22 protein-coding genes are annotated in these 24,326 nt (G+C 32.9%); 8 read left to right on the forward strand and 14 right to left on the reverse strand.

Annotation, left to right across the window (positions count from 1 at the left end):
- Positions 1-33: 33 nt before the first annotated feature.
- The 5 genes from WFZ85_RS05930 to WFZ85_RS05950 all read right to left on the reverse strand — a co-directional run bounded on the left by WFZ85_RS05930 (position 34) and on the right by WFZ85_RS05950 (position 4,023).
- Complete coding sequence (locus WFZ85_RS05930; RefSeq protein WP_342695368.1) at positions 34-603, reverse strand: anthranilate synthase component II; 570 nt, start codon at positions 601-603, stop codon at positions 34-36.
- 42 nt (positions 604-645) lie between these two features.
- Entirely contained in the window at positions 646-2,040 is a 1,395-nt protein-coding gene (locus tag WFZ85_RS05935) for an anthranilate synthase component I family protein (protein ID WP_342695369.1), read from the reverse strand.
- Between the two features lie 284 nt (positions 2,041-2,324).
- Positions 2,325-2,894, reverse strand: a complete 570-nt coding sequence (locus tag WFZ85_RS05940) for a YceI family protein (protein ID WP_342695370.1) — start codon at positions 2,892-2,894, stop codon at positions 2,325-2,327.
- Positions 2,895-2,919: 25 nt separating this feature from the next.
- Entirely contained in the window at positions 2,920-3,552 is a 633-nt protein-coding gene (locus WFZ85_RS05945) for an NAD(P)H-dependent oxidoreductase (RefSeq protein WP_342695371.1), read from the reverse strand.
- Positions 3,553-3,558: 6 nt separating this feature from the next.
- On the reverse strand, positions 3,559-4,023 hold the full coding sequence (locus tag WFZ85_RS05950; protein ID WP_342695372.1) for a MarR family winged helix-turn-helix transcriptional regulator: 465 nt from the start codon (positions 4,021-4,023) through the stop codon (positions 3,559-3,561).
- A gap of 165 nt (positions 4,024-4,188) precedes the next feature.
- On the opposite strand from WFZ85_RS05950, the gene WFZ85_RS05955 reads away from it, so the two are divergent.
- From WFZ85_RS05955 to WFZ85_RS05965, 3 genes are all read left to right on the forward strand, one after another.
- Positions 4,189-4,509 carry a rhodanese-like domain-containing protein gene (locus WFZ85_RS05955; protein WP_342695373.1) on the forward strand — a complete coding sequence of 107 codons (321 nt, stop codon included), beginning with the start codon at positions 4,189-4,191 and terminating at the stop codon, positions 4,507-4,509.
- Positions 4,510-4,516: 7 nt separating this feature from the next.
- Positions 4,517-5,821 carry an NAD(P)/FAD-dependent oxidoreductase gene (locus WFZ85_RS05960; RefSeq protein WP_342695374.1) on the forward strand — a complete coding sequence of 435 codons (1,305 nt, stop codon included), beginning with the start codon at positions 4,517-4,519 and terminating at the stop codon, positions 5,819-5,821.
- A 173-nt stretch (positions 5,822-5,994) separates the two neighbouring features.
- A complete protein-coding gene (locus WFZ85_RS05965; protein WP_342695375.1) occupies positions 5,995-6,660 on the forward strand; it encodes a M15 family metallopeptidase in 666 nt (221 codons plus the stop codon).
- Here WFZ85_RS05965 and WFZ85_RS05970 read toward each other — a convergent pair.
- The 7 genes from WFZ85_RS05970 to tsaD are packed head-to-tail and all read right to left on the reverse strand — an operon-like array spanning position 6,657 to position 12,868.
- Positions 6,657-7,226 carry a hypothetical protein gene (locus WFZ85_RS05970; protein WP_342695376.1) on the reverse strand — a complete coding sequence of 190 codons (570 nt, stop codon included), beginning with the start codon at positions 7,224-7,226 and terminating at the stop codon, positions 6,657-6,659. The genes WFZ85_RS05965 and WFZ85_RS05970 overlap by 4 nt on opposite strands.
- Positions 7,227-7,229: 3 nt before the next feature.
- Positions 7,230-8,408: a class I SAM-dependent methyltransferase gene (locus WFZ85_RS05975; RefSeq protein WP_342695377.1), complete on the reverse strand. Its 1,179-nt coding sequence runs from the start codon at positions 8,406-8,408 to the stop codon at positions 7,230-7,232.
- Position 8,409: 1 nt separating this feature from the next.
- Positions 8,410-9,501, reverse strand: a complete 1,092-nt coding sequence (locus WFZ85_RS05980; RefSeq protein ID WP_342695378.1) for an AI-2E family transporter — start codon at positions 9,499-9,501, stop codon at positions 8,410-8,412.
- A gap of 3 nt (positions 9,502-9,504) precedes the next feature.
- Positions 9,505-10,143, reverse strand: a complete 639-nt coding sequence (locus WFZ85_RS05985; RefSeq protein WP_342695379.1) for a DUF4159 domain-containing protein — start codon at positions 10,141-10,143, stop codon at positions 9,505-9,507.
- A 9-nt stretch (positions 10,144-10,152) separates the two neighbouring features.
- Positions 10,153-10,863, reverse strand: a complete 711-nt coding sequence (locus tag WFZ85_RS05990) for a 16S rRNA (uracil(1498)-N(3))-methyltransferase (RefSeq protein WP_342695380.1) — start codon at positions 10,861-10,863, stop codon at positions 10,153-10,155.
- 4 nt (positions 10,864-10,867) lie between these two features.
- The gene (locus WFZ85_RS05995; RefSeq protein WP_342695381.1) at positions 10,868-11,842 is read right to left on the reverse strand and encodes an alpha/beta hydrolase family protein; all 975 of its coding nucleotides are present in this window, start codon (positions 11,840-11,842) and stop codon (positions 10,868-10,870) included.
- Positions 11,843-11,845: 3 nt separating this feature from the next.
- Positions 11,846-12,868: a tRNA (adenosine(37)-N6)-threonylcarbamoyltransferase complex transferase subunit TsaD gene (gene tsaD / locus WFZ85_RS06000; RefSeq protein ID WP_342695382.1), complete on the reverse strand. Its 1,023-nt coding sequence runs from the start codon at positions 12,866-12,868 to the stop codon at positions 11,846-11,848.
- Between the two features lie 98 nt (positions 12,869-12,966).
- Here tsaD and WFZ85_RS06005 point away from each other — a divergent pair, with 98 nt between their 5' ends.
- The 5 genes from WFZ85_RS06005 to WFZ85_RS06025 all read left to right on the forward strand — a co-directional run bounded on the left by WFZ85_RS06005 (position 12,967) and on the right by WFZ85_RS06025 (position 20,939).
- Positions 12,967-17,508, forward strand: coding sequence for a translocation/assembly module TamB domain-containing protein (locus WFZ85_RS06005; RefSeq protein WP_342695383.1), 4,542 nt, complete (start codon positions 12,967-12,969; stop codon positions 17,506-17,508).
- 140 nt (positions 17,509-17,648) lie between these two features.
- Complete coding sequence (gene pfkA, locus WFZ85_RS06010) at positions 17,649-18,635, forward strand: 6-phosphofructokinase (RefSeq protein WP_342695384.1); 987 nt, start codon at positions 17,649-17,651, stop codon at positions 18,633-18,635.
- Between the two features lie 38 nt (positions 18,636-18,673).
- Positions 18,674-19,678 (forward strand): type I glyceraldehyde-3-phosphate dehydrogenase, encoded by a 1,005-nt coding sequence (gene gap, locus WFZ85_RS06015; protein ID WP_342695385.1) that lies wholly within the window; start codon positions 18,674-18,676, stop codon positions 19,676-19,678.
- 89 nt (positions 19,679-19,767) lie between these two features.
- Positions 19,768-20,619: a BadF/BadG/BcrA/BcrD ATPase family protein gene (locus tag WFZ85_RS06020; protein ID WP_342695386.1), complete on the forward strand. Its 852-nt coding sequence runs from the start codon at positions 19,768-19,770 to the stop codon at positions 20,617-20,619.
- Positions 20,620-20,711: 92 nt separating this feature from the next.
- Positions 20,712-20,939, forward strand: coding sequence for a hypothetical protein (locus tag WFZ85_RS06025; RefSeq protein WP_342695387.1), 228 nt, complete (start codon positions 20,712-20,714; stop codon positions 20,937-20,939).
- A gap of 207 nt (positions 20,940-21,146) precedes the next feature.
- On the opposite strand, the gene WFZ85_RS06030 is transcribed toward WFZ85_RS06025, so the two are convergent.
- Together WFZ85_RS06030 and WFZ85_RS06035 are read right to left on the reverse strand one after the other, a co-directional pair.
- The gene (locus WFZ85_RS06030) at positions 21,147-21,527 is read right to left on the reverse strand and encodes a RidA family protein (RefSeq protein ID WP_342695388.1); all 381 of its coding nucleotides are present in this window, start codon (positions 21,525-21,527) and stop codon (positions 21,147-21,149) included.
- An 82-nt stretch (positions 21,528-21,609) separates the two neighbouring features.
- Positions 21,610-24,282: a putative LPS assembly protein LptD gene (locus WFZ85_RS06035; RefSeq protein ID WP_413789728.1), complete on the reverse strand. Its 2,673-nt coding sequence runs from the start codon at positions 24,280-24,282 to the stop codon at positions 21,610-21,612.
- Positions 24,283-24,326: the final 44 nt, after the last annotated feature.

Below are 24,326 nucleotides of genomic sequence, written 5' to 3' on the forward strand. Positions count from 1 at the left end.
AGGTAACTGAATTATGCAAACTACGACTGAACACTAACTAGTAACCCAATTCTCCAAAATTTGTTTACCAAAAGGTGTCAAAACGCTTTCGGGATGAAATTGAACTCCTTTGATATCTAGTGTTTTGTGACGTAAAGACATTATTTGTCCGTTTTCATCCACCGAAGTTATCTCTAAAACTTCGGGAAATTTGTCATTTGAAACCACCCAAGAATGATATCGTCCTACATCAAAAATTTGCGGTAAACCCTTAAAAAGTATTTCGTCTTTTACAGTTTGTGTTACAGGTTTTGCCACGCCATGATATACTTTTTCTAAGTTTATCAAATGACCTCCAAAAACTTCTCCGATGGCTTGCTGACCTAAACAAACACCCAAAATACTCTTGCTTTCTGCGTATTTTTTTATAACTTCCAAAAGCAAACCTGCTTCGTTCGGAATTCCTGGTCCAGGCGAAAGAACTATTTTCTCAAATGATTGTAATTCTTCTAACTCGAATTCATCGTTTCTAAACACGGTTACTTTTGCATCTAAATCTTCCAAGTAATGTACTAAGTTATACGTGAAACTGTCGTAATTATCGATAACTGCTATTTTTTTCATGGTATTTTATATTGCTGAATACTAATTTCTTAACACTGAACACTAAACTGTTTCTGCTAAATCCAATGCTTTATTTAGTGCACCCAATTTATTATACACTTCTTGCATTTCATTTTCTTCCTTGGAACTTTCTACAATTCCGGCGCCAGCTTGATAGTGTAGTTGATGGTTTTTAGACAAAAAAGTTCTTATCATTATCGCATGATTAAAATTGCCTTTAAAATCCATGAAACCAATGGCACCGCCATAAAAGGTTCGGTTTCTGTTTTCTATACTTTCGATTAATTGCATGGCTTTATGTTTTGGTGCGCCACTTAACGTTCCAGCAGGAAAAGTATTAGCAACTAATTTCATTGAACTTCCAACAAGTTTTCCGGTTACTTTAGAAACCAAATGAATGACATGGGAAAAGAATTGTACTTCTTTATATTTTTCCACTTTGACATCAGTGCAATTTCGGCTTAAATCGTTTCTAGCTAAATCAACCAACATTACATGTTCGCTGTTTTCTTTAACGTCTTCTGCTATTTTTTTAGCTAATTCAGCATCTTGCTCATCATTTCCTGTTCTTTTGAAAGTTCCAGCAATAGGATGAATTTCGGCATGGTTATTTTTAATAATCAATTGTGCTTCTGGAGAAGAACCAAATATTTTGAAATTTCCATAATCAAAAAAGAACAAATAGGGTGAAGGATTGATGCTTCTTAACGCTCGGTAAACGTTAAATTCGTCGCCTTTGAAAGATTGTGTAAATCGTCGTGACAAAACTAGCTGAAAAACATCACCACGATGACAATGCTTTTTTGCCAACGAAACATGGGTTTTAAATTCGTCATCGGTTAAATTGGAAATAGGTTTATTTTCTTTGGTAAAAGAATAGCTAGCAAATGTTTTGGTTTGCAATAATTGCTCAATTTCTTGGATGTTATTGGTATTGTTGATGCTGTGACAAAAAATATATGCCTCGTTTTTAAAATGATTGATAGCAATTATATTTTGGTATACTGCATAAAATAGTTCTGGAATGGCAAGATCATTTTCTTTTTTTGAAATGGTAATTTTTTCAAAATATTGGACAGCATCGTAACCCATATAGCCAAATAATCCGTTATTGATGAACTTAAAATCTAACTTTTTAGGTTGAAATTGAGAGGCAAATTCTTGAATACTATTGGCTATATTACAAGTAGAATCGATTTTGATTTCATCACCGGTATTATCAGGATATGTTTTAGACAGCTTTCCGTTTTCGATTTTTATAGTAGCTATTGGATTGCAACAGATGTATGAAAAACTGTTGTCTGCGGTATGATAATCACTACTTTCGAGCAAAATACTATTTGGGAATTTATCCCTAAGTTTTAAATAAATGCTGACAGGTGTGATCGTATCTGCTAGAATTTGTTTAAAGTGTGTACGTAATTGATATATTTTCATAGTTTGAATTTTAATTAAGATGCTGAAATAAATGCAGCATAAAAAAAAGGCTTGTCGTGATTGACAAGCCTTTTGGATATTTAGTTTTAAAATATACTTATAGCAGTTCAGTTCACGACGATTGACGTAAAATGTTCCACCACCAAGTTGTATTTAAATTTGAATTCATTTTTTTGTTCTTGATACAAATGTAACCAAGTGTTTTTGATTATCAAATAAAAAAATAAAAAAACCTCGAATTTTTTTTCGAGGTTAGCTTTTTCATAAAAATTTTTCCCAATTTATTAGAACTGTAAAGCAACTGATAATTCGAATTCATCGTAGATTGCTTTGTCTCCAATGCTTTCGAAGAAACTTTTTGAATTATATTTAATATCATATTTAGTTCTATCTACTTTTAACGTAGTGGTTGCTGAATTTCCTTTAACATTTAAGTCAAAAGTTATCGGTTTTGTAATTCCTTTGATTGTTAAATCAGCAGTTACGGTGTATAGTTCAGCAGATTTTGTGGCAATAGTTTTGAATTCCAATTTCGCAGTTGGAAACTTTTCAGTACCAAAAAAATCATCAGCTTTTAAGTGGCCTTCTAATTTTTCTTTTCCTTCACCTGCTTTGATATCCGTTACGGTTAAAGATGTCATGTTTACTGTAAAAATTCCACCAGCTAATTTGTTCTTTTGGAAAATGATTACACCATCTTTGAAGTCGAGAGTACCTGAGTGTTTTCCTGTAACTTTTTCTCCAACCCAGTTAATTTTACTTTTTTCAACGTTGATTTTTTTGTTCTGTGCAGTAGCGGAAGTTGTTGCTAAAACTACTAATAATGCTAAAGCAATTGTCTTTAAATTTTTCATTTTTTCTTTGTTTTTAGTTATTAGATTATAAAGTGATAAATAATTCGTCGTTTGATTTTCTTACTTTAATATAGTGTTGTGTGGCATCATCTTCATGACGATATCCTACTGTTGCAAGTAATGTGGCATTCAATCCTTGTTTATTTAATCCCAAGATTTCATTTACTTTTTCAGGCTCAAAACCTTCCATTGGAGTTACGTCAATTCTTAATTCTGCTGCAGCATTCAATAAATTGCCCAACGCTAAATAGGTTTGTTTTGCGGTCCAAACATTCCTTGTTTCTTCAGGAAGTGTTGAAATTTTAGATTTCATGAAGTCGCCATAACCCTTCAATGCATCAGATGGTAAACCTCTAGTTTCAGCCGTTAATGCTAAACTTGCATCGATTTCTGCATCACCAAAATTAGTGATATTAGCAAAAACGATAAGATGAGAAGCATCAATAATTTGTGATTGTCCCCACGCAACTGGCTGAATTTTTGCTCTCAGCTCTGGATTTTCAATAATAAAAACTTTGTATGGTTGTAACCCATAAGAGGAAGCGCTTAATCTAATAGCTTCTTTCAAAGTATTGAAATCTTCATCAGATACTTTTTTTGTGGCATCGAACTTTTTTGTGGCATAACGCCAATTGGCATCTTTAATAAAATTACTCATAGTATATTAATTTTTATTTGTGTTTCTATATTTTTCCAATAATGTATTTAAATTTTCTAATTCCTTTGCATTCAAATTTTGAGCGAAAAAAAGTTCGTGTTCTTCTACTTTAGGATCTAAAATTGCCAAAATCTCCAGTCCTTTTGCCGTAATAAGCACTTCAATTTTTCTTCTATTCACAGGGCAAACATCTCTTGTTACTAAATCTTTAAGCAACAATTTATCTATCAATCGAGTTGTATTGCTGTTTTTGGCTAACATTCGCTCTTGGATTACGCACATGTTAGCAGGATTTCCTTTCTGACCTCTTAAAATTCTCAAAACATTGTATTGCTCACCTGATAAATCATAAGGTTTCAATATCTCATTGAATTTATCATTAATCACATTTTGTGCATAGAAGATGTTAAGCATTACTTTTTTGCTATCCTTTAAAGCAACATTTGATTTTATAATTTCCTCAATCTTCATAATTACATTTACAATATTTGTAGATACAAATTTATTTTATTTTTTATTTGTATATACAAATGAACTGTTATTTTTTTGTTAATCTTTCCTTACGAGTTTTTGACGAATTTAAATGAGTTGTAGCATTTTGAAAATCGCTATATTTGTTAATCAAATTATATGAATATGAATTTATCACAAGAAGATTGGAAATCAAAATTAGATAGAGACTCAAATGCTGTTATTCTTGATGTAAGAACGCCAGATGAATGTGACGAAGGTTTTATTCCTAAAGCAATAAATATAGATATTTATAAAGGACAAGGTTTTATTTATGCTTTGGAGGAATTAGATAAAACAAAAAATTACTACGTTTACTGTAAAGCCGGTGGACGAAGTGCTCAAGCTTGTGCTATTATGAATCAATTGGGCTTTGAAACCACCTATAATCTCGAAGGTGGTTTTATGAATTGGAAAGGCGATGTTGCTTTTTCAAGCGAAGAATAATTTAAAAATGAATATTCCCACTTCAAATCATCCGCGCGTTGTAATCATTGGTGCTGGTTTTGCTGGTATTGCAATAGCCAAAAAGCTACGGAATAAAAATCTGCAGGTAGTTTTACTGGATAAACATAACTATCATACGTTTCAACCCTTGTTGTATCAAGTGGCTACTGGCGGATTAGAAGCTGGTTCTATTGCTTATCCAATAAGGAAAGTGATACAGGAATACAAAGATTTCTATTTTAGATTGACATCGGTTAAGGAAATTGATACCGTAAATCAAAAAGTTATTTCTGAAATAGGTGATTTGCACTATGATTATTTAGTCATTGCCACTGGTTCTAAAACCAATTATTTTGGTAATAAAGAAATAGAACGAAATGCCATGTCAATGAAAACAATACCGCAATCATTGAACATAAGAAGTTTAATTCTAGAAAATTTTGAACAAGCCGTTTTGGTTAAAGATGAAGCTGAAAGAAATTTGCTCATCAACTTCGTTCTTGTTGGCGCTGGTCCAACTGGCGTAGAATTAGCTGGCGCTTTAGCCGAAATGAAAAAAGCGATTTTGCAAAAAGATTATCCTGATTTAGATATCGATAAAATGCAAATCAATTTAATTCAGAGTGGCGATAGAGTTTTGAATACCATGAGTGAAAAGTCATCTGCTGAAGCGGAACAATTTCTTCTTGATTTAGGAGTTAAAATTTGGAAAAATGTGCGCGTGACTAACTATGATGGAAAAACAGTTACAACCAATTCAGATTTAGTATTTGACACAGCAACGGTTATTTGGACAGCTGGCGTTCAAGGTGCAAAAGTGGCAGGATTGAACGCTAAATCCTTGGTAGAAAAAGTGGAACGTATTCGAGTTAATCAATACAATCAAGTGGTTGGCTATGAAAATATTTTTGCTATCGGCGATATTGCTTCGATGGAAACTGAATTGTTCCCACAAGGACATCCAATGATGGCGCAACCCGCAATACAACAAGGTGTTTTATTGGGAGAAAATCTAGTCAATTTAATTCAAAATAAACCAATGAAAGCCTTTGAATATAATGACAGAGGTTCGATGGCCACTATTGGAAGAAATTTAGCTGTTGTCGATTTACCGAATTATCATTTTAGCGGTATTTTTGCTTGGTTTGTTTGGATGTTTGTCCATCTGTTTTCCTTGATTGGTTTTAAAAACAAAGCTGTTGTTTTTTTAAATTGGGTTTACAATTACATTCGTTTAGATAGAGAAGGACGATTAATTGTTCGCCCGTTCAAGAAAAGAAGTTTTACGACTTTCACATCTGATGAGATATAATTTACCATATAAGTTTTATAAGATCGTTTAAGAAGAATGTTTTTTTGAAACATTAAGGAGTAAAGTTTCATTTAGGTTGTTATTTCAACCAATGAATTTCAAGCAAATGTTTTATATTTCCTTATATGACTTATATAGTTTAGTTTACCACTTAATTTTTTTATTATCTTAAAATGAAATTCAAAAAAATAATTCTTTTATGGTGCTTTTCAGTACTGCTGTTTTCTTGTAAATCCACGCAACTCGACTCCACAAAATCAACTGTTTTATTAGACATTTCAAATGAAGTTGATGAAAACAAATTCGTTAACCTCAAAAACTACAGCAATGACTTTGTATATGACATGAAATATGCTACCGATGATAATTTTTTGAAAGAAAAAGTATATCCGTGTGACGAGTGTTTTTTGAGAGTGAAAACCGTGAAGTCACTGCTTGAAGCCAATAAAACTTTTTTGGAAAATGGTTATCGAATAAAAATATTTGATTGCTACAGGCCAAAAGCCATTCAGAAAAAGATGTTTCAGCTAGTTCCCAACGCCACTTATGTTGCCAATCCTAAAAAAGGTTCTATTCATAATCGTGGTGGCGCTGTGGATATTACATTAGTAGACTCTTTGGGTATTGAAGTTGATATGGGTACGAAATTTGATTTTTTTGGAGAAGAAGCCAGTCATAATTATCAAAATCTGACCGAAGAAATTTTAGCCAATAGAAAATTTTTGAAAGAGGTTATGCTGCAAAACAACTTCAAACCGTTTGACTCAGAATGGTGGCATTATAATTTAAACGGAAGCAATACCGATAAGGTGGAAAACTTAAAATGGAATTGCAACTAATTTTCGATACATTTCAAATAATTTATAAAGTAGTTTTCAGGTTGGTATGTTTTTTTATCCATTTCTGAAACAAATGAAGTTTTAAACGGATAATCAATAGTTTCACCTGCATACTTTATCCGCATAAATGTAACTTGTGATAACTTTAATTCTTCATAGTTTTCTTTTGTAAATAGAAAAGTTCCAGATATAACTCGTGTGTTTTGGTTTTTATCATTTCTTATCAATGAACCACAAGTTTCATTTCCGTAGTAAAATAAAGAAATAATTTTACCATTGTTTAATTGTAGATAAATCTTGGAGTTTGCATCAAAACAAGTAGCTTTTACAAAATCAAAGCTACTCATCAATTGCTGGATTTCTAGACCTAAAACTCCATTATTACTTGATAAAGCAAAATAGATATTAGTTGAATTTCCGGCGAAGCTTCTCTCAAAAATCATCTGTTGTTTTGTTGTTTTATATGTTCCCAAACTATCGGTTACATCAATATCAATCTCACATGGTTGTTGGGCTAAAACAAAAAATGAACTAAAAAGAAACAGCGTAAAAAGTAGATTTTTCATTACTTATTTTAATTTTTTGCAAAGTAAAACTATTTTATTGTTATTCATATCAGTTGTAAAAAAACAATATGCATCGCCACCGTCTGAAATCTTCCATTTTTTGCGAATATTTTCCACAGTTTCTGGAAAGTTTCTTGTGGTGATATTGGCTTTTTTATTTTCTAGAAATTGTTTCAAATTGGCTTTGTTGTAATCAAAGTAACTTTGCATTTCAAAAACTCTGCCAGGAAAATCGATTTTATTTTCAGAAGTGTATAAATGCGAGTTTTTATGCAGTTTTTCAAGGTTAAAAACTGCAGGAATAACATCAAATCCACCTGATTTCATAATTGCTGCGTTGGGTTCAAACAAGTATTTTTTTGGCAAATTATAATTGGTTCTGTTTTCAGATTGGTAGTTGTAATTAAACTCTTCCCTTTTTTCTTTCAAAATATTTAAAGTATGGATTTTAATCTGCTGAACATAGTCTTTTTCTAAAATCCATAGTAGTTCTTTTACCTCATTTTCAACGGCAATGATATGAATGGCTTTCACACTTTTTAGTTCTGATAAACCTGCAGCAATATCCAGAATTGGTGCCGTTTTAATCATAATATTGGCGGCATAATCAAAATAAAAGTTCAAATTTTCAGGCACATTTGGCATACAATCTTTTAGCATGAAAACTTTGCCTTTTGCTTCATTTCTTCTTGAAGGATCAATATAAATCCAATCGAATTTTTGATTTAAATTCTTTAAAATCTGATAACTATCGCCAGTAATGCATTCAATATTTTTAGACTTTAATTGCTCAAAATTATGACTTACAATTTGAGATAATTCTTCGTTTATTTCGCAGTGAATAACGTGTTTTAACCGTTTTGAAAAATAATAATCGTCTATGCCGAAACCACCCGTTAAATCGATTAAATGGTCTCCAGAAACTAAAGAAGCTTTATATTCAGCTGTTTTTTCAGATGAAGTTTGCTCAACAGCAATTTTACTGGGATAATAAATATTTTGGGTTTTAAACCAAGTGGGAAGTTTACTTTTTGCTTTTTGTTTGGCTGCTACTTGTTGTAGAATAAGACTCCATTCCACTTCAGGAAAAGGATTTTTTTGCAATGCTAATTTTGTAACATCAGCATTTATTTTTTCATTAATAAAGTGTTGAATTTCTTCGGATAATATGGATTGAACCATACTAGATGTTTTTGGTTAGCAATTTTATAATTATGTTTTCTGGAAAAAATTCTTTGCCAAAAACTTTAAGTATAGTATAAAAAGGAATTGCTACAATCATTCCTATAATTCCAAATAAAAATCCTGCAATCAAAACTACTAAGAATATTTCTAGCGGATGCGAGCTAACACTTTTTGAAAAAATAATTGGTGAAGATACATTGTTGTCAATTAGTTGCACTATCCAAAAACCGATCATTACATAGATTGTCAATGGTAACATTTGCGTTTGAAAATCGCCACCTAAATTGCTCAACATTGTCAATAGTGCTGCAACAAATGATGCAATTAGTGGTCCGATGTATGGCACAATATTCAGAATAGCACATAAAAATGCAATCACAATAGCGTTCTGAACGCCAAAAATTAGTAAAACAATTAAGTATAAAACAAAAACAATAAACAGTTGAAGCAATAAACCAATAAAGTATCTCGATAATAAATGGTTGATTTTGTGCAGCGAGTTAAGTATTTTTTCTTCTTGCGGTTCAGGAATTAATTGTTTTGCAGCAATGATGAAATTTATTCTATCCTTTAAAAAGAAAAAAGTAATAAATAGAACAGAAGCCAATCCTACACCGAAACTACTCAAAGCATTTATAATATGATTAAATAAATTTGGAATAAAACTAAAATCTAGTTTTGAGCCTAAGTTAGCTTCTTTAAAAACTTTTTTGGAGTCAATGTTGTGACTGTCTAAATAGATGGCAATTTTATCAAATAATTGTACAATATTTTTTTCGATTTCGGCAGTATTTAAAAGTGATAAACTTTCGCCTTGTGTCATAATTAGCGGCACAAAAAGCAATAACAAACCGATGATAATTAGAAAATAGACACTCAATGTGGCTACCGTTGCAAAGATGTGATTGAACTTTAGTTTCTGTTTAAAAAAGTCCAAAATAGGATTCCCAATAAGGGTTAAAATGAAAGCAACAACCAAATAAATAATTACCGATTGGATAAGATAAAGAAAATACAGTCCTAATCCTACCAAAACAATAGCGGCTATCGCTCTCAAAATTCCGTTGGCAATTATTTTTGAACTCATCATTTTTTAGTTTTTAAAAATATAATTCAAAATATTAGTACCCATTTTTAATGCTTTTTCGCGAATTTCTTTCGGGTTATTATGTACTTCTTGGTCTTCCCAACCGTCGCCTAAATCACATTCAAATGTATATAAAAAAACCAATCGGTTTTCTATAAAAATGCCAAATGCTTGCGGACGTTTGTTATCGTGCTCGTGAATCTTTGGCAATCCCTTGGCAAAAACATTTGGTTTTTGAAAAATGGGATGATTAGCAGGAATTTCGACCATGTCATTGTTTGGAAAAACTCTTTTAATTTCTCTTCGAATGTATTGATCCATGCCATAATTATCATCGGCATGAAGAAATCCTCCAGACAGCATGTAATTTCTTAAATTAATGATTTCCGCATCACTAAAAACTACATTACCATGACCCGTCATGTGCACAAACGGATAACCAAAAATATCTGGACTTCCAGGTTCAACTGTGGCTGGTTTTGATTTTATATTGGTGTTGATGGTTTGATTGGCATATTTAATCAAATTGGGTAGCGAAGTAGGATTTGCATACCAATCGCCTCCGCCGTTGTATTTTAAAAGCGCTATTTCTTGGGAGAAACCAATTGAAGTTAAAAAGAGAAGTAGAAAAAAAAGTTTTTTCATAAAACACTATCAGTTATTTTCGTTCGTTAAAACCACACTATGACATGCTACTACCGCAGCTGTTTCTGTTCGTAATCGTGTGTTGCCCAAAGATACAGGAATATAGTTGTTCTGAATAGCAAAATCAATTTCTTTAACAGAAAAATCACCTTCGGGACCAATTAAAATCGTTACATTTTGGTTAGTTTTTAATTCATTTTTCAATGATTTTTTATCAGTTTCTTCGCAATGTGCAATGAATTTCTGACCAATACATTCTTGTTTTATAAAATCTTTAAAGGCAATTGGTTCGTTTAATTTTGGCAAATAATAATGCAAGGATTGTTTCATGGCACTTTCCACTATTTTTTGAAATCTATCGGTTTTAATGACTTTTCTTTCGGAATGTTCACAAATAATTGGGGTGATTTCTTGAATGCCAATTTCGGTAGCTTTTTCGAGAAACCATTCGTAACGTTCATTCATTTTGGTTGGTGCAACCGCAAGATGCAAATGGAATTTTGGTCTCTCTTGCTTTTCAAACGAGTTGATTTTTACGGTGCATTTATTATCCGAAGCAATCGTGATTTCAGTTGTAAATAAATACCCGAAACCATTGGTTACATGCAAAATATCGCCTTCTTTTTTGCGCAATACTTTGATGATGTGTTTGCTTTCTTCTTTGTCAAAAATAAAAGAAGTGGCGGTTTCTGTGATATTGGCGTTGTAGAATAGTTGCATAATTTTAATTACTTTTATTTAACCAATTAGCCCAATCTTTTCCAACATTGTCCCAATTATACATTTCAAAATTGGGAACTAATTTTTCATCTACGGGAAAATAATTGTGCTCAACACCATGATAAGGAATAAAGGTAAAATTATCCTGTTTATTTCTGATTGTCTCTACAAAAAATAAATCATTAAATGGTGCACTCCAGTCTTTGGTTCCAAAAGTAATCAAAACAGGAATTTTAAGTTTTTTTAAATTTTCTGACGATGGTTGAGAAAAATCATATGTACACTTTAAAGTATCGCCACCATTATATTCTAAATTATCTTTATTAGAAACAACCGTTTTCCAATATTCTATTGTTTCATAGTTTTTATTTTTATAAATATCTTCTTCAAGAATATTTAAAATCCTTCCAAATGGATTTCCACCAGAATAAATCAAATGTGTAACTCTTGAATTGTTTTTTGCCATTTTAGCAGCAATTGTTGATCCTTCTGAATGACCAGCAACGACAAGATATTTAGAGGATACCCATTTTTCTTTAGCTAATTTTTTTAAAACAAAATTGTTTCGTTCAACATAAAAATCAAGATAATTTTTGTCTGAATAGGATTTTGGGATTTGTAGGCTATCATTTAAAACAGAATAATTCGATTTCAATTTTTTTACATCTTCGATAATTTGAACACCAGGTTTGCCAACAATAATTAAATGAAATTTATCAAGAAAGTCATTTTCGTTAAAAGGGAAAACTTGGTAAATTCCATTGTCATCATATTTTATTACAGTTTGTGGCAGACTTCCTTGACACCAAAAAAAGAGAGGTTTAGGTATATTTTCTTCTCCTTTTTTTGATTTTTTGATGATATCTACTTTTTCTTTTCGAAATTCAAATTGTAACTGATGGTAATCGAAATCTTCGCTCTTTTTTTGGGCAAAAAATGTTGAATGGATTAAAAATAAAAAAATAGTTGTTTTAATCATATTTTAAAACTCAATTCTCGCTTTAGAAACGACGTTAGCATCCGAAAATTTATCGTGTAAAAACTTTTGATAACCTACTATTCCAATCATTGCAGCGTTATCCGTGGTGTATTCAAATTTTGGAATAAAAGTTTTCCAACCATATTTTCCTTCGGCATTTTTTAGCGTAGTTCTAATTCCTGAATTAGCTGAAACACCACCGCCAATGGCAATTTGTGTTATACCGGTTTCAGCAACAGCTAGTTTCAGTTTTTCCATCAATATCTCAATGATAATATTTTGAACCGAAGCACAAATATCATTTTTGTTTTCTTCAATAAAGTTGGGATTTTCAGCCACACTTTTCTGAATGAAATATAAAATTTGTGTTTTTAATCCCGAAAAGCTAAAATCTAATCCCGGAACTTTTGGTTTGGTAAACGTATATTTTTTGGGATTTCCTTCTTGGGCAAATTGGTCAATTAATGGTCCGCCAGGATAAGGAAAACCTAGTATTTTAGCTGTTTTATCAAATGCCTCACCAATAGCATCATCAGTAGTTTCGCCAATGATTTCCATGTCAAAGAAACTACAGACTTTTACAATTTGAGTATGACCGCCAGAAATAGTTAACGCCAAAAATGGAAAGGTTGGTTTTTCAAATCCTTCTTCGTCAATAAAATGAGCCAAAATATGCGCATGCATGTGGTTTACTGCAATCAGCGGAATTTTCAAGGCCATCGCCATTGATTTTGCAAAAGAAGAACCCACCAAGAGTGAACCCATCAATCCTGGACCTTGAGTGAAAGCAATCGCCGAAAGTTGATTTTTTGCAATACCTGCTTTTTTCAACGCTACATCAATCACTGGAACAATATTTTGCTGGTGTGCACGCGAAGCTAATTCTGGAACCACACCGCCATATTCTTCATGAATACTTTGCCTTGCTACAACATTGGAAAGCACGGCACTATTCTGCAAAACGGCAGCTGCAGTATCGTCACACGAACTTTCTATAGCAAGAATAAAAACGGCTTTTTGATGCATAAGGGCACAATATTTGAATTATATTTGACAATCCAATAGAAAATCAAATGTAACGATTTTTCACAAAGGTAATTTTCTTTCCTAAGGCAGAATAATAATTGGAAAAAATAAAAGTAAATAGCCGCTATAAAAAAATTAAAAGAATTGTACTTCGCACCATTGCGGTGTTGCTTTTACTTTTATTATTACTAAGCATTTCTCTTTCGTTACCTTTTGTTCAAACTAAAATAGCGCAATATGCCACCGAAAAAATCAATAAAGATTTTGGAACAAACATTGCCATTGACGAGGTTGCCATCACTTTTTTTGGTGGCGTTAAATTAAAAAAAGTACTGATATTAGATCATCATAAGGATACTTTAATTTATTCCCAAAGAATAAAAACATCTATTTTAAGTTTTAAAAATTTAGTTGATGGTAAGCTTATTTTTGGTGATATTCGGTTAGACGACTTTGAGTTGAACATCGTTAGTTATAAAAATGAAAAAGACACAAATCTCGATTTATTTGTAGCTGCTTTTGATGACGGTAAACCGGGTTCGGGGAAGTTTTTACTAACATCGTCCAATATTTACATCAAGAATTCTCACTTCACTTTAACAGATTATAATCGGGAAAATCCTAAAGATGTTGATTTTTCTAATTTAAATGGTCATTTGAAAACATTTGAGATAAAAGGAGCAAATGTAAGCACAGCTATTAAAAAATTATCTTTTAAAGACCACAGAGGTTTAGTAGTTACCAATTTGGCTTCTGATTTTACTTACACTAAGAAAAAAATTGCTCTCGAAAATTTAGATTTAAAAACAGAAGAATCTCATATTAAAGGGCAAGTTATTTTAAAATATGACAGGGATAAAAAAGACTTTAGCAATTTTAATAACAAGGTAGTTTTTGACGTGATAATGGATGATTCCCAAATTGCAACAAATGACATTCGTTATTTTTATGACGAAATGGGAAAAAATAAAATCTTCAATCTCAAATCAAAAATTAACGGAACGCTAAATGATTTTTATTTGACCAATTTGTTTTTAAAGGATAACAATAATTCGGTAATCAAAGGCGATGTAAACTTTAAAAACTTATTTCCTAGAAGTCCGGGAACTTTTTTTATGAAAGGTGAATTTGATAGAATTACTTCCAATTATCAGGATTTGACCCAATTACTGCCCAATATTCTCGGTAAAAAACTACCTTCTTCGTTACAAAAATTTGGTCAATTCACTTTTGTAGGTTCAACTGAATTAACACAGACGTATATCAATGCCAATTTTGTAATGAATACCGCGCTTGGACTTATAGAGTCTGACCTCAATATGCAAGATATTGACAACATTGATAACGCTAAGTACATTGGAAATGTAATACTTGATGATTTCAACATAGGTTCGTTACTTAATAGAAAAGATGTAGGTAAAGTTTCTTTAAATATTGATATTGATGGAAAAGGATTTACGCAGAAATTGCTAGACACAAAGTTCATCGGCGATATATCAAAGTTGACTTACAATGGTTATGCTTATTCTAAATTGATTGTGGATGGCAGTTTTAAGGATCCAATTTTCGTTGGAAAAGTAAATAGTAATGACCCAAATTTATTTATGGATTTTGAAGGAACGGTTGATTTACGCAATAAAGCGACTGTGTTAGATTTTCACACTAAAATAGACTATGCTAATCTTAAAAATTTAAATTTTATAAACGACACGATATCTATTTTTAAAGGCGATATTAAAATTCAAACCAAAGGCAATTCTATTGATAATTTAGTGGGTGATGTCGTCTTAACATCTTTCTCTTATCAAAATAAAAAAGACACCTATTTTATTGATTATTTGACAATTAATTCTGCTTATAACGAATTGAACGAACGAAATATTAAAATTACTTCTGATGGCGCTATTGAAGGTAATGTGGTTGGGAAATTTCGGTTTAATCAATTGGTAGATATGGTTGAAAATTCGTTAGGAAGTTTGTACACCAATTATAAGCCAAATAATATTGGAAGCCATCAGTACATAAAGTTTAATTTTGAAATTTTCAGTAAGGTCATTGAAATTTTTTACCCCGAAATTTCCATAGCTACCAACACGATTTTGAAAGGGAATATAAGTTCTGATGCCAAGGATTTTCGATTAAATTTCAGTTCTCCTCAAATTAAGTATGCAGACAATACACTCGATAATATTATTGTGAAAGTTGATAATCGAAATCCATTATACAACACTTATTTTCAATTGGACTCGATTAAAACCAAAAAGTATAAGATAAGAGATTTTAGCATAATTAATTCCATATCAAACGATACTTTGAATTTTAGAACCGAATTTAAAGGCGGTAAAAAAGGGTTAGATTTTTATAATTTGAACTTGTATCATACTATTAATGACGAAAATCAAAACGTGGTAGGTTTCAAAAAATCAGAGATGCAATTCAAAGATCAAATTTGGTTTTTGAATGAAAAGCAAGAAACTAAAAACAACAGAGTGGTTTTTGATAAAAAGCTAACTAATTTTTCTTTCGAAAATTTCATCCTTTCGCATGACGATGAGAATATTAATTTTTCAGGATTTATAAATGATGGTGAGTCCAAAGATTTACAGATTACTTTTAAGAATGTAGATTTGAGTAAAGTCACACCTGATGTAGAGAAATTTAGATTTGAAGGCGATCTTAATGGTAACATTAATTTCAAACAAAATAGTACTGTTTTCCAACCTACGTCATCACTGCGTATAGAAAAACTGCACGTAAATGGGATTGAGTATGGTGATATGAATTTAGACATATCGGGAGATGAAACGCTCCGGAAATTTTATATTAATTCTAGTTTAGAGAATAAAAACGTCGAGTCTTTTAGTGCTGATGGAACTATAGAAATTGTTAACAATCAAACTTTATTGGATGTTGATATGAGTTTTAATAACTTCAATTTGGGGATTTTGGGTGATATTGGAGGCGATGCTATTTCAAACATTAGAGGTTTTGCATCGGGCAATGCCAGAATAGACGGCGAAATAGAAAAGTTAGATTACAATGGAAGATTGTTTGTCTCAGGCGCAGGCTTAGCTATTCCATATCTTAATGCTGACTATCAGTTTGAAGATAAAACCGTGGTAGATGTTACCGAGAATAAATTTATCATCAGAGAATCTACTATCACAGATACAAAATTTAAAACTAAGGGTACATTAGGCGGATTTATTAAGCACAACCAATTTGAGGATTGGCAACTTGATTTATCTTTAAATTCAGACCGAATTTTAGTTTTAAATACCCCAGATTCAGAAGGTGCCGCTTTTTATGGCGATGCGTTTATGAATGGTTCTGCTACTATTAGCGGACCAACCAGTGGTTTAATTATTGCCGTTAATGCCACTTCTGCCAAAGGAACAGATATCAAAATTCCGATAAACGATGCGGTAGACAGTGACCAAAATGATTACCTGCATTTTCTTACCAGTGCGGAAAAACACAATAAAAATAAATTACAAGCAACGGATAACCGCGATTATGACGGACTTGAATTAGAATTTAATTTAGAAATTACGAATAATGCCAACGTTGAGGTAATTTTAGATAGAAACACAGGGCATTCCATGAAAGGAAGCGGTTTTGGAACCTTACTTTTCAGAATAAATACGTTGGGAAAATTTGAAATGTGGGGCGATTTTTCTGCCACCGAAGGCTCATACAATTTTAAATATAGAGGATTAATTGATAAACGATTTGATGTTAAAAAAGGAGGTTACATCAGTTGGGCAGGCGATCCAATGGCTGCTACACTTAACTTATCTGCTGTGTACAGAGTTATTGGTGGTGCCAATCCATCGGTTTTGCTCGATAATGCTTTCTTTAATAAAAAAGTAGATGTAGATGTTATCATTGATGTAAAAGGCAATTTAACAAATCCTGAGCCCGATTTCACCATAAATTTTCCAAATGTAGGTAGTACACTAAAAGCGGAATTACAGTATAAGTTAGATGATAAAGATGTTCGACAAACACAAGCGCTCTATCTTCTTTCGACAGGAGGATTTCTAAGTCAAGATGGCGTTAGTCAAAGTCAATTGTCGAATAATCTTTTTGAAAAAGCAAGTAGTATATTCAACGATTTGTTTTCGGGTCAAGACGATAAATTACAAGTTGGAATAGATTATGCTACAGGTGATAACAATCCCGAATTTCAATCGGATGGGCGATTTGGGGTATCACTTTCTTCTCGAATCAATGATCGAATAACGGTTAATGGCAAAGTGGGTGTACCCGTTGGTGGTATTACAGAAACAGCGATTGTGGGCGATGTTGAGGTTCAATATAGTGTTAATAAAGATGGTACCTTAAATTTAAGAGTTTTTAATAAAGAAAATGACATCAACTATATTGGGCAAGGTGTAGGTTACACTCAAGGCATTGGTATGAATTATGAAGTTGATTTTGATACATTTAAAGAGTTTGTAAATAAAATTTTTAAGAACGCTAAATTGGATAGGGTAGTGTCAAAAAAAAGCGAATTACCCGACTCAGAAATCGAAAATATAGAGTTAGACAGCGCTGACGATAAAAAGAACAAAAATAAGAAAAGCAAAGCTGTTGAAGAGAAACCTAATACAGAAGCTATTCCGGTAGAAGAGTAATCTGCTGGTACTACAAAGTACAACGATTCCTAAAACTTATTAACGAAAACGATTTAATTAGGGCTGTTTTATCAACATCTTGATTGAATCCATAAAAAACTGCCTCATGTTTGCTAATTTTACAAATAAATAGCATAAAAATGTCTAAAGTCATAAAAAAGATTGGGGTTTTAACATCGGGTGGCGATTCTCCTGGAATGAATGCAGCCATTCGTTCGGTAGTAAGAACCTGTGCCTACCACAACATAGAATGTATAGGAATTTATAGAGGTTATCAAGGGATGATTGAAGGTGATTTTAAAGAAATGGGACCTCGAAGCGTGAACAATATTGTAAACAAAGGTGGCACTATTTTAAAATCGGCTCGTTCCAAAGAATTCATGACCCCAGAAGGTCGAAAAAAAGCACATCAAAATTTAGTTGCCGCTGGAGTAGATGCTCTTGTTGTGATTGGTGGTGACGGTTCTTTTACTGGTGCGGAAGTTTTTAATAGCGAATATGACTATCCTGTAATGGGAATCCCAGGAACTATTGATAACGATATTTTTGGCACAAGTCATACGCTTGGATTTGATACTGCATTGAATACCGTTGTCGAATGTATTGATAAAATTAGAGATACGGCTAGTTCACACAATCGTCTTTTTCTTGTAGAAGTAATGGGTAGAGATGCCGGACATATTGCTTTAAACGCAGGAATAGGCGCTGGTGCAGAAGAAATTCTTATTCCTGAAGAAGATTTAGGACTGGACCGACTTTTAGACTCGTTGCGAAGAAGCAAGGCTTCGGGTAAATCTTCTAGTATCGTTGTTATAGCCGAAGGGGATAAAATTGGTAAAAGTGTGTTTGAATTAAAAGATTATATCGAAGAAAATTTCCCTGAATACGATATTCGCGTTTCTGTTTTAGGACATATGCAGCGTGGTGGTGCGCCCACATGCTATGATAGAGTTTTAGCAAGTAGACTAGGAGTAAAAGCGGTAGAGTCTATTTTGGAAGGAAAATCAAACTTTATGGTGGGTATCGTAAATGATAAAGTTGCGCTTACGCCATTGGAACAAGCTATAAAAGGACATTCTGAAATAGATAGAGAACTATTACGAGTGTCTGATATCATGTCAACATAAATAAATTCACATAAATAATTAATATAAAGTACAAAAAAATGTCAAAAGTAAAATTAGGAATTAACGGTTTCGGAAGAATTGGTAGAATTGTTTTCAGAGAAACCTTTAACAGAGATAATGTTGAAGTAGTTGCCATCAATGATTTATTGGATGTAAATCATTTGGCTTATTTATTAAAATATGACTCAGTTCACGGTCGCTTTGCGGGGAAAGTAGAAGTGGTAGATGGCAAATTATTTGTTAACGATAAACACATCAGAATTACTGCAGAGAAAGATCCGGCGACATTAAAATGGGATGAAGTGGGCGTGGATGTAGTAGCAGAATGTACTGGTATCTTCACTACATTAGAAACTGCTCATGCGCACATCACTGGTGGTGCAAAAAAAGTAATAATATCTGCGCCGTCTGCTGATGCTCCCATGTTTGTAATGGGAGTAAACCACACAGAAGCAAAAGCATCAGACTTGGTTGTTTCTAATGCATCATGTACTACAAATTGTTTAGCGCCATTGGCCAAAGTTATCAATGATAATTTCGGAATTGTAGAAGGACTGATGACTACTGTTCATGCAACCACCTCTACTCAAATGACTGCCGACGGACCGTCAAGAAAAGATTGGCGTGGTGGACGTGCTGCGAGTATAAACATTATTCCCTCATCAACAGGTGCGGCCAAAGCAGTTGGAAAAGTAATACCAGCATTAAATGGAAAATTAACAGGAATGTCTTTCCGTGTGCCTACAGTTGATGTTTCTGTCGTTGATTTAACTGTTAAAGTGGCCAAAGAAACTTCATATGAAGAAATCATGAAAGTGTTAAAAAATACTTCTGAAAATGAATTAAAAGGAATTTTGGGTTATACGGAAGACGATGTAGTTTCTCAAGATTTTATATCTGACCCTAGAACCTCTATTATTGATGCCAAAGCTGGAATTGGTTTAAATTCAACATTTTTTAAACTGGTATCATGGTATGACAACGAATACGGTTATTCTAGTAAGTTAATCGATTTAGCGGTACATATTGCTAGTTTAAAATAATAAAAATGAAAAAGAGTAGGGAAAAGAGAGCCTAAATTTTTGCTATTTTCGTTCTCTTTACTTTATTCTTTTTTCTATATTCTAAAAATATGAAACTATTAGTTGACAGTGGTTCTACAAAGGCAGATTGGATAGCAATTGACGATAACGGTAAAGTTTTATTTACTACGCAATCCTTGGGGTTAAATCCCGAGGTTTTAGATAAAGAAGAAATTATTTCGAGATTGAACGATAAGTTTGATATTGAGCATAACAAGTTGAAAGCTAATCAAATCTATTTTTACGGCGCAGGTTGCGGAACGGATAGAATGAAAGATTTTTTGACCCATGTTTTTGAAGAGTATTTTACCAATGCTAAAGTTTCAGTGCATGAAGATACCTATGCCGCCGTGTATGCCACTACACCAAAAGACGAAAAAGCCATAGTTTGTATTCTAGGAACAGGTTCGAATTGTAGCTATTTTGATGGTAAAGTTTTGCATCAAAAAGTACAATCACTAGGATATATTGTCATGGATGATGGTTCGGGAAATCGTTTTGGAAGGCATTTATTGCGGGGCTATTATTTTAATAAAATGCCAGCAGGTTTGGCCAAAGAATTTAAAGAAGAATATAACGTTGATGCTGATTTTATTAAAGCCAATCTTTATAAAGAAGCCAATCCAAACGCTTATTTGGCCACCTTTGCCAAGTTTATTATTAAACACAAAGACGATGAATTTTGTAAAAAAATAATTCGAAAAGAATTAAAGAGCTTTACAAAAAATTACATCATGCAGTTTGAAAATCACAAAGATGTTCCAGTGCATTTTGTAGGTTCCATTGCTTTTTATTTAAAAGAGGAGTTGGAAGAAATTTTGGCAAAATATGATATTAAAATGCTAAATGTACTCCGAAGACCTATTGATGGCTTGATTGCTTATCATGTGTTGAATAAATAACATAGAAACCCGAGCCATTGCCCGGGTTTTTTTATACTGCATTGTGTCATCTTCTAAAAAAAACTTGACACATTTCCAAAACAAGATTAGAAATGGAAAGTGAATTTCAGAACACGAGTACTGAATTTCAGAACACGAGTAGTGAATTTCAGAACACGAGTAGTGATTTTCAGAACATGAGTAGTGAATTTGAGAACACGAGTACTGAATTTCAGAACACGAGTAGTGAATTTGAGAACACGAGTACTGAATTTCAGAACACGAGTAGTGAATTTGAGAACACGAGTACTGATTTTCAGAACATGAGTTCTGAATTTTAGAACTCAAGTAGTGATTTTCAGAACATGAGTTCTGAATTTTAGAACTCAAGTAGTGATTTAGGAGTAAAGAGTTATGGATTGGGTGTTTTTTTTCTACTTATTCTTATATATAATTGTAGCTTGTTGATTTTGTTTTGGGAACATTAAAAAAAATCCCTACTTGGTTTTACTAGTAGGGACGATTAATTTATGGTAGGATATCGATTTTTATTTTATAGCTATCATAGATATTTCGACGTTTACGCCTTTTGGTAAACCAGCTACTTGAACGGTTTCGCGGGCTGGTGCAGTTTTTTCATCAAAATAACTGGCATAAACGGTATTAATATTAGTAAAATCGGCCATATCCATAATGAATATGGTTGTTTTTACTACGTTTTCAAATGTCATGTCCGCCGCTTGAAGCACGGCTTTCATGTTTTCCATGACTTGTTTGGTCTCGGTTTTAATATCATCAAGTACTAGTTCCATGGTGATGGGGTTGAGGGCAATTTGCCCCGACGTGTATAGGGTGTTTCCCATTAGAACGGCTTGATTGTAAGGTCCAATTGGTGCTGGTGCTTTATCGGTAAAAATTATTTTTTTCATTTTTTATACGTTTAAAAGGAGTACTTTACTATTGAAAAAGGTGACTGAAAACTACCACATTAAGTTTCCTCATTTGCCACTTTTAATTCACCACTCTGTCTGGTAAGGAACGTTTATCCCACTTGATATCACTTAAAACGCCCGATTTTATTCCGATGAAAAATCCCCATGTTGGGTTATCTCCAAATGGAACCCAGTTGAAATCCATTCGCCAACTCAATAAATCTCTTTCAAATCGAAATTGTGTAAAAGTAACTCCGTTTTGAACAAAGTCATATCCTGTAGAAACGCCCACTTTCCATTTGGGTGTTAGTACCGTGTTGATTGATACCATTACTGAGTTTCCTGTGATTGTTTTTTCCCTGCTATTGTTTGAATAGGTCAACGAATAGGCAAAATTCATGTCCCAGGGTAACTTATATTTAAATAGTTCTGTGGACTCTTTATTTTGTTCTCCGTCTTCGTCTTCATTAAATTGACTTTGGCGCCTATTGCTCAAATCAGTGTTTGTTCCAAATAAATCATCTTCTCGACCACCGTTTCTGTTTCCTTGCGTATTTTTCTTTGCCGAACCGTCAAAATCAGTACTAGCAAAGGAATAATTGATGACCATATTGGCGCTTGTCATTCTGAATAGACTTCCACCATTATCAATATTCCATGTATTTATTCGACGTCCTGCATTGTTTATGGCATAAGGGTCAAGTGTGGCAGCAAAATTGACATTCATTTTTTGGTTCAATAACTGCGTTCCACCACTAACACGCATTGGAGACCATCGAAGCGAGTCGGCCGTGATGTCATAACTTGTCCCAAAGTTTAAATTGTTTAAGAGCATTATTTTTTTGGGTTCTGTTTTAGTCGAGTCTCTTTCTGTGACTTTTGCTTCAAAGGTGTTACTCAAGTTAAAGCCAATATTGTTGGACATATTTAGTCCTGGTGCACCAAAAATACCGCCTTCAAAACGGGTATATTGGGTTTGCATGGTACCACTACCGTCAATATTATAAGTATCATAATATCTTTCAAAACTTGGTGCATAACTATACGTAATGTTTGGTCTAACGACGTGTCTGATGGATTGTATCTTTTTGTCCTTACCAAAATTGAATGTTCCATATACTGTAGTTCCAAGTCCAGCGGTGAATGAATAGGTTCTGAAAGCATCGAAACCATTAACTTCGCGAGTAATTACTTCATTTTGAACAGGGTCGAAGTTTTTATTTATAGTCTTGAAATACCATACTTCGTTGTAATTTAACGCTGTGGTTGCACTAAAATATTTGAAGACTTTAAAATTTGTACTTAATGGAATGCTGTGTTGGAAACCGGTTTGTAGATTTCTGAACATTTCGGGTTTAAAAAATAACGAGTCGGTAGTTTGCACTCTGTTTTCTCCTCTCAAGTTGTATTGAAGATTTATATTTTTAAAAAAGCCTTTTTTCACTCCGTCTTTGGGTGCAAAAGGAAAAATTCTATCCACACTAAGTTGTAGTGTAGGCAATGTCATATTGATTTCTTCGGTGTTCGTGTTTTGAGAATGTGTCGCCGTTAACGATAAATTTACCTGTGGAACTGAATTGAATGTTTTGGAGTAGGATATAGAAGAACTTAATGAGTTATTTAAATTAGAACCTATATTCACTTGATTTAAAGACTGTCTAAAATAAGTACTACTTCCTAAGTTGACTGATGCCGAAAATCTCGAATTTGGATTGGATTTACTGTCTTTAGAATGCGACCATTGTAAATTATAAATGGTACTTTTTGAGTAGTCAGGATAACCTCTTTCGCTGGTAATCAAGTTTTCGAACCTAAAATTTAAATTTCCGTTAAACCGGTATCGTTTTCCGTAGGTAGTTTCAAAACGCAATCCGTAACTACCATTGGTATAATAATCGCCTAAAATGGATAAGTCATAACTATCACTCAGAGCAAAATAATACCCACCATTTTGTAATGAAAAGCCTCTTAATGCGCTATCGGTATAGGTTGGTACAATAATTCCAGATTTACTGGTTTCTGTCATCGGAAAAAAAGCAAAAGGAAGCGCTATCGGCGTAGGAACGTCAGCAATAACCATATTGGTGAGACCAACGACCACTTTTTTACCAGGAACTAGTTTTACTTTATTGGTTTGAAAATAATACTCGGGATTATCAACGTCTTTGGAAGTGGTAAAGCGCGCACCTTTCATGAAATATACCGAGTCATTTTCTTTTTTGGTGATGGCCGCTTTTACTTTAAATTCGCCTTGGTCTGTTCTTGAGTTCCAGACTAGCGCTTTTTTTGTTTTAAAATTAAATCGGATAGAGTCAGGTTCCACCACATTTGCACCTTGTTTAAAAACGGGTAATTGAGTGTACTTTCCAGTGGAGTCTTTTATTCTACCCGCATAAATTTCGTCCTTTTCATAATCGATGACAATAATTCCCGACTTCAACTCAATGTCTTGATAATATACTTCTGCTTGATTGTATAGTGTAATTTGCTTTTTCTTTTGATCAAGTTTTTCATAATCAACCGCCTTTCTTTTGATTTTACTCTCAAGCAGTTTTTTCTTTTTGATTATGCTGTCTTTTTTAATGGTATCGGCTGCTTTTTCTGAAACTTCGGCTTTGGTTAATGTTGTATTTGATTGATTTTTTGCAGGAAAAGTTTCTTTATTAGTTGGTAACTCTTGGGAGTATATTTTTTGGTTTCCTAATGTTAGGAAGATTGTTAAAAAAACGATATAAAATGAGTTTCTTTGCAAAGGTTTAATGCTATTTTTGTAGAAATATGGCCTGATTTTTGAAC

Origin of the sequence: Flavobacterium aureirubrum (genome assembly GCF_038739835.1) — a bacterium.
In the GTDB taxonomy this organism is placed as follows: Bacteria; Bacteroidota; Bacteroidia; order Flavobacteriales; family Flavobacteriaceae; genus Flavobacterium; species Flavobacterium aureirubrum.